The 10599-nt window shown below is 44.2% G+C and carries 11 protein-coding genes; 4 read left to right on the forward strand and 7 right to left on the reverse strand.

Annotated elements, in window-relative coordinates; all coding sequences use genetic code 11:
* Nucleotides 1-9: 9 nt before the first annotated feature.
* Together E5672_RS16265 and E5672_RS16270 are read right to left on the reverse strand one after the other, a co-directional pair.
* Nucleotides 10-1155: an efflux RND transporter periplasmic adaptor subunit gene (locus tag E5672_RS16265; RefSeq protein ID WP_136783169.1), complete on the reverse strand. Its 1146-nt coding sequence runs from the start codon at nt 1153-1155 to the stop codon at nt 10-12.
* 310 nt (nt 1156-1465) lie between these two features.
* Nucleotides 1466-2137, reverse strand: a complete 672-nt coding sequence (locus E5672_RS16270) for a DNA-J related domain-containing protein (RefSeq protein WP_136783170.1) — start codon at nt 2135-2137, stop codon at nt 1466-1468.
* Nucleotides 2138-2406: 269 nt separating this feature from the next.
* On the opposite strand from E5672_RS16270, the gene E5672_RS16275 reads away from it, so the two are divergent.
* Complete coding sequence (locus E5672_RS16275; RefSeq protein ID WP_136783171.1) at nt 2407-3123, forward strand: DUF1499 domain-containing protein; 717 nt, start codon at nt 2407-2409, stop codon at nt 3121-3123.
* Between the two features lie 133 nt (nt 3124-3256).
* Here the strand turns inward: E5672_RS16275 and E5672_RS16280 are convergent, their stop codons facing one another.
* Nucleotides 3257-3574, reverse strand: a complete 318-nt coding sequence (locus tag E5672_RS16280) for a DMT family transporter (protein WP_131137869.1) — start codon at nt 3572-3574, stop codon at nt 3257-3259.
* 108 nt (nt 3575-3682) lie between these two features.
* The gene (locus tag E5672_RS16285) at nt 3683-4285 is read right to left on the reverse strand and encodes a LysE/ArgO family amino acid transporter (RefSeq protein WP_071816653.1); all 603 of its coding nucleotides are present in this window, start codon (nt 4283-4285) and stop codon (nt 3683-3685) included.
* Nucleotides 4286-4504: 219 nt separating this feature from the next.
* On the opposite strand from E5672_RS16285, the gene E5672_RS16290 reads away from it, so the two are divergent.
* Nucleotides 4505-5389 (forward strand): ArgP/LysG family DNA-binding transcriptional regulator, encoded by an 885-nt coding sequence (locus tag E5672_RS16290; protein WP_136783172.1) that lies wholly within the window; start codon nt 4505-4507, stop codon nt 5387-5389.
* Nucleotides 5390-5396: 7 nt separating this feature from the next.
* On the opposite strand, the gene E5672_RS16295 is transcribed toward E5672_RS16290, so the two are convergent.
* Nucleotides 5397-6929, reverse strand: coding sequence for a GGDEF domain-containing protein (locus E5672_RS16295; protein WP_240692261.1), 1533 nt, complete (start codon nt 6927-6929; stop codon nt 5397-5399).
* Between the two features lie 301 nt (nt 6930-7230).
* A complete protein-coding gene (locus E5672_RS16300; protein WP_136783174.1) occupies nt 7231-7539 on the reverse strand; it encodes a hypothetical protein in 309 nt (102 codons plus the stop codon).
* Between the two features lie 223 nt (nt 7540-7762).
* On the opposite strand from E5672_RS16300, the gene E5672_RS16305 reads away from it, so the two are divergent.
* Nucleotides 7763-8242, forward strand: a complete 480-nt coding sequence (locus tag E5672_RS16305) for a hypothetical protein (protein WP_136783175.1) — start codon at nt 7763-7765, stop codon at nt 8240-8242.
* On the opposite strand, the gene E5672_RS16310 is transcribed toward E5672_RS16305, so the two are convergent.
* Entirely contained in the window at nt 8239-9420 is a 1182-nt protein-coding gene (locus tag E5672_RS16310) for a BaiN/RdsA family NAD(P)/FAD-dependent oxidoreductase (protein ID WP_136783176.1), read from the reverse strand. The genes E5672_RS16305 and E5672_RS16310 overlap by 4 nt on opposite strands.
* Nucleotides 9421-9711: 291 nt before the next feature.
* Here E5672_RS16310 and E5672_RS16315 point away from each other — a divergent pair, with 291 nt between their 5' ends.
* Nucleotides 9712-10542, forward strand: coding sequence for a mechanosensitive ion channel family protein (locus E5672_RS16315; RefSeq protein WP_136783177.1), 831 nt, complete (start codon nt 9712-9714; stop codon nt 10540-10542).
* The last annotated feature ends 57 nt before the right edge of the window (nt 10543-10599 follow it).

The raw sequence follows: 10599 nt of genomic DNA on the forward strand, positions 1-10599 counted from the left end.
CCTTGTTTGCTATCGTGAGCCACGTGATGAAGGTTGCCACTCTGACGGATTCACTTTGGCACCCGGTTTCACCTTCTGATAACCCGTTACAATCACTTTTTCGCCTTCGCTAACACCGCTTTGTACAACGTAGCTGTCGCGGTAAATTTCACCTATTTCCAAGGTTCTACCTTCTACTTCGTTATTCTGATTGACCACATACACTGATAAAGAACCGTCTGGTTGACGTGTTGTGGCACGTTGGGGTACTAGCAGCGCGTTCTCACGCCCGGTTATAACATGGCCTTTTACAAACAAACCTGGGAGCAACACGCCATCGGGGTTTGGCATTTCGGCACGCAAGGTTACCGAGCCAGTAGATTCTGCTACCGTAACTTCTGAAAATTTAACGCTTCCCGTTTGGTCATAGCGTTGTCCAGTTACTTCATCCACGGTGAGTTCAACGTCTAGCGAGCCTTGGGTTTTCATTGACTGTCGCAACGTAAGAATTGATGCGCCAGACTCCTGCATATCGATATAAACAGGATCTAATTGAGTAATAGTTGCTAACTGCTGCGCTTGGTTTGTTGTTACAAGGGTACCTTCAGTAACATATGAACGGCTAATTCGACCGCTAATTGGCGCGTACACTTTGGTGTAGCCCATATTAACCTTAGCAACATCAACCGCCGCCTCAGCAACGCTTATCGCAGCCTGAGCTTGCTCCTTTTGTGCAATAACATCGTCGTATTCCTGTTTGCTCACCGCATTTTGTGCAACAAGGTCATCGTAACGTCGCGCTTTAGCTTCCAGCGTTTTCAAATTTGCTTGAACACTCTTTAGATCAGCTTTGGCACTGTTTAGCTGTGCCATATAGCGCGCTTCATCGATTTGATATAGCTGCTGCCCTTTTTCGACATGGGCGCCTTCTTCAAACAAACGTTCGGTAATCACACCATCTACCTGAGGGCGCACCTGAGATTGGCGCGACGGACTTACGCGCCCTGGCAACACCATTTCATGCACTACAGGTTGTTGTTTCAGTGTAACCACCGATACTGAAGGTGCAGGCATACCTTGCTGAGCACCCTGCTGTGCTTGCTCACCTTCATTCGAACACCCAATAACACCCAAAAGAGTTATTAATGCTGCAGTAACATAAAAAATGCGACTCATAAAATTTCTATTTCCCAATAACTTTCATACAGAACACTACCTTGCTCTATATCGACAAATTAAACGTAAGTTTTGCTTCCGATGCGCCGAGTTATCTCAATCCCTATATCCTGACATGGGGAGATAATCGGAAAAGACGTGGCATAGTTAAGCGATCATTGATACGAATCTACGCTCTTATAGGTCATATTGTGCGCATTTGGCGATAATAATAAAAGCTAATGAAGCTGAAGTTACCGATGTTGTCGGTCAGTTACCGCACCCTATATACATTATGCGAATAATACGAAGGTATAAGGTAAAGCATGTTCTATTTAAACGAATAGTAACGGCTAAGCACTTGGTAAGCATGAATGACCGACTGGGCTTCTTTCTGCGTTCCGCCTTTATCAGGGTGTGCAGATTGCAGAGTACGTTTGTAAACGCGTTTTAGCTGAGCAAGGGTGACCGGCTCATCAAGTGAAAGGCCAAGTATAGTGTGAGCTTTTTCTATATCGTCTAGATCATGACTGCTACTTCCGCCGCTAGACATACGCTGCCAAAATGCGTTTAACAACGTATCGACGGCTTCACGATCCGTTTTTTCAAAATTTGCCCAATCTAGGTAATACTCAGCCAGCGGCTCTGAGTTATTAAGTGCCGTCACATTTTTATTGTTGCTACCTTGCGTTAAACCTCGCTCACTAAAAGGTGTGAACTTTATGCACAGCGCATGAATCTCTAATTCCCCGTCGTTCTGCTTAATCCAATAGCGCTTCAATTGATACAGGGCGTGAAACAGGACAAAGTGCGTTTTAAATAGCATTAGCGAGTCTCGCAGTGCATCTTCATCGAAAAAAGAGTACGGCGCCTTTTTTAGCATTTCAATAAGCTCATACTCAGAAATACCATTGATAAACCGTGCTTTTTGCGTCGACAAAATATCAACAAGAAGTTCAACTTGCAGTGCGTATGTGTGGCTGGCGTCTGCTTGTGTATACAAACCTAGTACCTATAAATTAACGTCGGTAGAAGAAGATAATATACCAGCCCGCATAGATAATTACCCACTCAGCGAGAGTTAAAATGTTCGTAATCGCGGCGTGTTATCGCTGGTTCTGAGTGGGCACTTATCTATGCGGACTGGTATTATCCTTGTACAAATATGTTGCGCAGGGCCTAGTCGAATTTTCTTTGCCAAAAGTAAACCAAATCTTTGCGTTCACTGTTAAAGTAGATTGGACAAATTAAAAGAATAACTTTGGAGTTCCCTTGAAAGCACTCATTGCCCTTACCAGTATTGTTGGTTTTTTAATGGTGGTGTTACCTGGACCGCTATATCAGTACGCAGGTGTTAGTTTAGGCACCGCATTTACCTCACTTCGTTTCGGCGTGTACGTAGGCGGCGCGGCGTTGATACTGATTATTCTACAAGTATTGATTAATCGGAAGAACGTGAGTTGGGGTAGTACATTTATATGTGCTGTTCTCGCGTTAGTAGCCGTTGGCATGCCCGTTAGCATGATGAGTAAAGCGAGCGCCGTTCCTCCCATTCACGACATAACCACAGACGTAACTAATCCACCTGAGTTCGTTGCTATTGCGCCACTTAGAGAAGGCGCGCCAAATACCATTGCTTATGAAGGTGGTGATGTTACCAAGCAGCAGCTTGAGGCCTACCCAGAAATTAAAACTCAGCTACTTCCTCAACCTATAAATGAAGTGTACATGGCTGCTGAAAAAGCTATCGCGGCACTAGGTTGGGAGCGAGCAAGTGAAGGCGCATTGCCCAATACGCTAGAAGCAACCGAAACAACAACTTGGTTTGGCTTCAAAGACGACGTGGTCATTCGATTAACCGCAAAAAGCGATGATACGCTTGTCGATATTCGCAGTAAGTCGCGAGTAGGTAAAAGTGACTTGGGCAAAAATGCTGAACGAATTGAAATTTTCATGGCAGAGCTAAGAAACCAGCTTGGTTATCAATAAGTTCGCCAACAAATAGATTAAAAGCGAAAGCCCGCTAGTGATTAACTAGCGGGCTTTTTAATGCTTTGACTTCGTTAAGGTGTACAGCCGTAATAAAATTTAGCGCCCTCTAAATCAAAGCCTTTCCCTGTTACTAGTGAGCTAATTTAAGAACCACTACGCCTGCCACTATAAGCGCAACGCCAAAGTATCGGGCTAACGACGACGGGTCGCCATAAAACATTACGCCAACTAAAAATGTGCCCGCTGCACCTATACCCGTCCATACGGCATACGCTGTACCGATAGGTATTTGTTTTTGTGCCATCCACAGGCAAAAACCGCTGGCAGCCATAAACCCTATTGCAAGTAGAATTCCTATGACGCGAGTTTCCGCTTCTTGCGACAGTTTAAGTCCCACGGGCCAACCAATCTCTAGTAAGCCCGCAACGATTAAATAAATCCAGCTCACTTGTACATCCTTAAAATTACTTGTTTTGGCTTATCGGTAAAGTATACCTGCAAGGTTTTAAGATGATATTCAATGCGTCTTAGCATGTTGCGATTCAGCGTTTTCTCACTAAAGGCTTGCCAACTGAATACTCACCATTCCTAGTACCGCAGCGTTTAAACGGTTGAACCAGCGCCAAAACTTAGGGCGCTGCATATGATGTGCAAAACGCGCTGTCAGGGTACTTAAACCTATGAACCACACGACAGATGCGCCAATCGCACCACCAACGAACCACCATTTATTTTCCTGCCACTGGCTCGCCAAGTTCCCCATAAGTAACAAAGTATCTAGATAAAAATGAGGGTTTAACCAGGTTACCGCTAGCGCAATAAGCAAAGCCTTTTTGAAAGACAGTTGCTTTTTTGCCATCTCCAGAACAAGCGCGTCGTTAGCTAAAGAAGACTTTATTTTGTTAAACGCTATCCACAACAAAAAGGCTACGCCAGCCCACTTGGTAACGGTTACCAGCATTGGATACTCTTGCAACAACAAGCCGAATCCCATAGCGCCTAAGCTAATAGAAATGGCATCGCTTAAAATAAACAGCAAAACAAATAGAGAGGTCCATTGTCGTTTCATCGACTGCTCGATCAGAAAGCTGTTTTGCGCGCCTACCGCGATGATAAGGGTACCGCCCATCACGAAACCACTAGTTGCTGCCGCCAACATGATAAATGCCTCTTAGAATAAATAATTAAATAAATAGCGTGTGTGCTTTTTGCTTGGTCTTTATAGCTGCCCTTGCCACTTAACATCGGGTATGAGTACCCAAGCAAACATTTGAACTGGCGCTATTTTATACACCTTGCGTTACTTAATTAAATTAATGATACTTGTATTGAATAAGCAAAATTAATAATTTTAACGTTCATTTCACAGGCTTCAAAAATGTTAGATTACGACGCGCTTAGATGCTTTCATGAAGTATTACGCTATGGCGGTTTCGAAAAAGGTGCGCAGGCCTTAAACCTCACCCAATCTGCGGTTTCGCAAAAAATTAAACGCCTTGAACAAAGCGTGGGCGGGCCAGTTATGGTGCGAACAAAGCCACTTCGGGCAACGCCACTGGGAAAAGAGCTGCTGGCACATATACAGAAAGTGAGCGTACTAGAAGAAGCCCTTAACATTAAAAGTGGTTTAGAAGCTTCAGCTGCTCCTATCAGCGTGGCGGTAAACAACGATGTGCTTGCCACTTGGTTTTCGCGAGTTATGGCGGCGTTTAGCGATAAACGGGCTAACCCCGTGCACATCGTCAATGCAGACCAAACACAAACCAGAGACATTCTTCAGCAAGGCCGTGTTATGGCATGTATCAGTCAAACGGGCACACCCGTTACGGGTGGCCAGTCTGTAAGATTAGGCACCATGCGCTATCAGCTTTACGCGTCACCACGCTTTATCGAGCGATATCTTCACAAAGACGTATCGCCTGAAAATGTCATGAAAACACCAGGTCTTTTGTACGATGAGTACGATGTTACGTTACTTACTGACTATCAAAGAGAGTGCCTGCATATGGCCCCTACGTTTGCCACATGTCATTGGTACCCGTCGTCGCACGGCTTTGTGAAAATGGCGTTAGACGGTGTGGTGTGGGCGCTGCTTCCCACGCTACAGGTTGCACAAGAAGTGAAAGAAGGTGAGCTCATTGCGCTATTCCCCGACAAAGAACTAGGCGTCCCTCTTTTTTGGCACTGGACTACGCTAGAATCGGCCGCCCTAGCCGATCTGACCAAAGCCGTAAAACAGGTTGCCAAGGCGCAATTAAAATAACAGCCTATTAAGGGTTAGCAGTGCATTGGGCAGATTTATGTTTCTCTTTCACGCTGTACATCAACTCGTCGGCTTTAGTTAATAAGCTCGATAAGTCTTTACAGCGCTCTTTTGTGATGTAAGCACCTACACTTGCTGTTGCGTTTATAACAACATTCTCCGTTCTTATATCTCGCTCTGCCAAGCTCTCCTCAATACGGGCAGCCAACCGCTCGGCCTGACCTTCACTGTAACAGTGACTTAATACCACAAACTCATCCCCACCTAAGCGACCAACGGCATCTTGTTCTCTACATCGGCTCATTAAAATTTTAGCAATAACTTGCAAAACCTTGTCTCCCGCGTGATGTCCATACTGATCATTAATCTCTTTAAATTTATCAATATCAATGAAAAGTAATGTCAGATAGCCGCCCTCTTTGTTGAAGTTATTCAACAGCGATTGCGCTACCCCCTCCCAGCCACTGCGATTCAATACTTTACATAGCGAGTCAGTCGATGCCCGTTTAAATGCACTTAGCCTGTCATCATCCAGTTTTTTCACTTTTCTCGATGTGGCGATGGCGAAAATAAAGGCCTCGATAGTAATACCCACTATAAGCGCATATCGGTACATGAATGCCGATACGTCTACGAAAACCAAACGAAAAAGCATTGTAAAAACCATAACGGCTATGCCAAGCATGACCAAATTTGCGCAATGTACCTTGCGATACGCGGCATAGACACATGCAGATAAGGTGCACGTCATGGTTATAAGAGTGATCAAGCTCAGCATACTGTTTATTTTCATAGCATCTGAAACTGGAAGGATAAGCTGAACAACTGAAAACGCGAGTGCTGCGCAGGCCATTCCAAGCATAAATTGGCGCTGCCACCCTTTTAGTAGCGCTTTGAAATCAAGTAGCTGGTCTAAAAATTTCACCCCTGCAAAGACAGTTATCCCTGCAAATAATAAATGCAGTTGAAAGTTTGCAAGTAGTGCAACTTGCGGAAAGACTATGTTTAAAAGCCCTTCTTGCAGTAGAAAGAACACACCCGCGCTGAAAACGTAAAAACTGTAAGAATAAAAACCGTAGTTTTGCATGCTGGTTCCCAGCATGCCTACATATAAGGTTAGCGCTAAACAGAAACCAATAAATAAGCTCATAGTAAGCGTGTGAACCGATACATATTTTTGAAAGTCACTGAGCGGCGTTACTTTTAACGTCACGCTACGTTCCACCTGTGCATTAATATCAAGGTATAGTCGGTCATTTGAACTGTCGATCGCATACGCTTCAAACGCGCTAGGTAACCGTTGAACTTTGCGCATTTCACTGTCGTAGAGCTGGTTATAGTTTATATAGTTTCGCGGGAAATAAAGGATGTGTTGCGCATCTATATTGCATCTCAACCTGAGACGCTGATCGCCTGATTGCAGCATCATAGTAGAAGAGTGAGGATCTGCGCTATCTTCTAAGTAACATTTAGCAAGCGAGTGGGCACTTGCTGCACATAAAAAAAGGCCGATAAATAAGCGAATAAAATTACGTGACACACACCATGTCATAGATTTGCTTCCTACTGGTACCGCAGCCAAATCCGTGTAGCAAAAATATCCTTGTACGGCTATTACACTAAGATAAGTATGCTTGGTTATATTAAGGTATGAAAAACCAACACATATTAAGCTTAGTTTATAAATTTTAGTTCGCTAAAAAAAATACCCCTTGTGCACAAAAAATTAACATTAGAAGAATATAGAACGTTCTTTTACAGTCCTCCGAGAGATTTACCTTTAAGAAATTTTGAAGTGAAAACGCCTACTTCACAAATTAGGTTGATAGGTATACTTTTATTTAACGTCGTTCAATGGCAGGTATTGCGAAGTAAGCATCTAAGTCTGTTTCTTTTAATGCATCAAGTTTGCGCTTTCTCTCAGCTCTTTCGTTTATGGTTTCCCCGAACACTTCTATATGCAAATCAGCAATTAGGGCCCTACCTTCTTCTTTGCTGATCAAGCCCATTAATTCGCCGGCGTGCATAAATCCTTGAACCCGATACTTTTCTGCCTCTACCTTTTTGCCTTCCTTGCTCGCGTTATAAAGGCTCACAAGTTGAGTTCTACAAGCGTCAATAAATACATCTTTTTCATTCTTGTTTTGCATTCGCACACCCCTTTTATTAAGCCTTTATACCTTAACGATATTTGATCATTTTAGATACCGTCATCAAAGCTAGCTTAGTGTCGCGTTACCTTGGCCATAACGCACGTCAAAAATAGCTTCAACTAAAGTTCATTGGTGAGAACGCCATATACCACCTACGCTTTATCAAGTGCTGGAAGTTTAACTTTCAGGAAGTCACAGACAAACGTAAGCGAGCATTACTATGCGAGTAAAAATAGCCTTGGGAATGGTCACAGCCATGGCGTTTGCTCCCCTTGTTACAGCTAAGGGGGCGGCAAAAGGAAATGCTCATCATTGGGAAACGTCACCTCATCATTTATCGGCACTAGTAGGTACCACTTACACAAAAGAGTGTGGCAACGCATTCACTTTGGGCATCGATTATGAGTACCGGCTAAGCGATTTCTTAGGTGTGGGATTTGTTGCTGAATATGCCTTTGAAGATCTAGACGCTTACACTTATTTACTCGTCGCCGACCTTCACATTACCAACAATTTTATCGCACAAATTGGCCCTGGCGTTGAATTTCACGGCAGCCATAAAATGGAAGTAGCCCGGTTAGGCTTTTTATATGAGTTCGAAATATCAGGCTTTACCATCTCGCCACAGCTTCATTACGACTATCACCGAAACCACAAAAGTGCGGTTGTTGCTGGATTAGCAATTGGTATGTCGTTTTAAACCACCTGCCCTGCTGCCCAACCGCTGCTCCAAGCCCACTGAAAGTTAAAGCCGCCGAGCCAGCCGGTAACGTCAACCACTTCACCTATGAAGTAAAGGCCTTCGACGTTCTTGGCCATCATGGTTTTTGACGAAAGTTCGTTGGTGTCTACGCCGCCAATGGTGACTTCCGCTGTTCGATAGCCTTCAGTGCCGTTTGGCTTTATTTGCCAATTTTCTAGCGTGTCAGCAATAGCATCGCATTCGCCGTGGGTAAGCTGTTTTACCGGAACATTGCGCCAGTTATGATATTCAATAAAGCTTTGCACCATGCGCTTAGGGAATACTTTATTTAAACACGTAGCAAGTAAGGCATCGGGGGTTTCAGTGCGCGCTGTTTGCAAAAGCGCCGTGGCGTCGTCATTGGGTAGCGTGTTAATGCTTAAGCTGTCACCCGCCTCCCAATAACTTGAAATTTGCAGCATAGCAGGGCCGCTTAACCCACGGTGGGTAAACAACATTGCCTCTTTAAACGTAGTGTCGTTGCAGCTGGCATATACATCAACTGCGATACCGCTAAGCTCTGCCAGTATGTCTTTGTCTTTATCGTGTAAGGTAAAGGGCACGAGTGCGGCGCGTGTGGGTAACACGTTCAGGCCGAATTGCTCTGCAATTTTGTAACCGAATGGCGTCGCCCCCAGCTTTGGCATACTTAAACCACCGGTTGCAATTACTAAAGACTCACAGCTATATTCGCCGTTCGAAGTGGTTAGTAAGTACCCACCTTCAATCTTTTCTACGCTTGTAATTTCACAGCGAGTAGTAATGGTAACGGCTGCTTTTTTACATTCGTTAAGCAATAAATCGACGATATCTTTGGCGCTGTCATCACAAAACAATTGGCCCAAAGTTTTTTCGTGATAGGCAATACCATGCTCGGCAACCAAGCCAATAAAATCCCATTGGGTATAGCGACTTAGTGCCGACTTACAAAAGTGAGGGTTTTGCGATAAGAAATTGGCGGGTTCTGCGTACATATTGGTGAAGTTACAGCGGCCACCGCCTGACATAAGAATCTTGCGGCCTACTTTTTTGGCATGATCGAGCACTTCTACGCTGCGCCCGCGCGCGCCTGCCTGTGCCGCGCAGAACAGCCCTGCTGCACCTGCACCAATTACTAAAACGTCGCGCTTAATCACTTTGTATTCACCTTACATCAAGCCAAAAAACTCACGCTCATTTAAGCGCAGGTTAAGAACCTCGGGATTATACGTAATAAGCCATACCGCACAATGCAAAGCCCGGTATTACTACAAATTTAATCTAGTTCTTTAGTTTAAAATTATGAGTTTTAATACTTTTTAACAATACTAAACAAATTTTAATTCCTCTATAAATACGCCCCAGAATTGAGGTGCAACTCAATTTGAACGAACAAACAAACGAACAAAACATCGCAACTACTTCACAAATTACAGAGGATTGTATCCATGGAAGAGTTCCTAGCGTCACTTGATATTAACCAATATCTGCCAGCTGCCTTGGCGTGGGCCACGAACATATTACTTGCTTTGGCAATTTTAATAATTGGCCTGTGGGTAGCGAGCAAGGTGTATAACGCTATTGTCGCTATTGCTAATAGCCACCCTCAACTAGATGACACCCTTTTTAAATTCTTTGGTAGCGTAGCGCGCTATACCATTCTTGCTTTTGTTGGCATAGCAGTACTTAATCGCTTTGGCGTTCAAACCGCGTCTATTATTGCGCTGTTAGGTGCAGCCGGTCTTGCTATTGGTTTAGCACTTCAAGGCACACTTTCTAACCTGGCTGCGGGTGTAATGCTGCTTATCTTCCGCCCCTATAAAGTTAATGACTTTGTCGATGCCGCGGGCAAGTTCGGTAAAGTAACTGAAATAGACTTGTTCACCACTATTTTGCAAACCTTCGATAATAAGCAAATCATCATTCCAAATAGCCAAATTTGGGGTGAGCAAATTGTTAACCACTCTCACCATGAAATTCGCGGTGTAGATATGACCTTTGGTATTGCCTACAACGAAAACATTGATGCCGCTCGTGCTGTTATCGATAAAGTGTTGGCAGACCACCCGCACGTACTTAAAGATCCAGCGCCATTTGTTGAGGTATCTACCCTTAACGATAGCTCAGTAGACTTTATTGTGCGTCCATTTTGTCATGGTGAGCACTACTTCGACATTCTGTTCTCAGTGCCAGAACAGGTGAAGAAAGCGCTAGATGAAGCGAATATCGAGATTCCATTCCCGCACCGCAAAGTAATTGTGGTAAACGAGAACGCGTAGTCTTATAGCGCGCAGGTAAAAAAATAACGTCCTAGTAAGTAAAAGGGCAGCCGATTG

The organism is Alteromonas portus, assembly GCF_005117025.1.
GTDB classification, from domain to species: domain Bacteria; phylum Pseudomonadota; class Gammaproteobacteria; order Enterobacterales; family Alteromonadaceae; genus Alteromonas; species Alteromonas portus.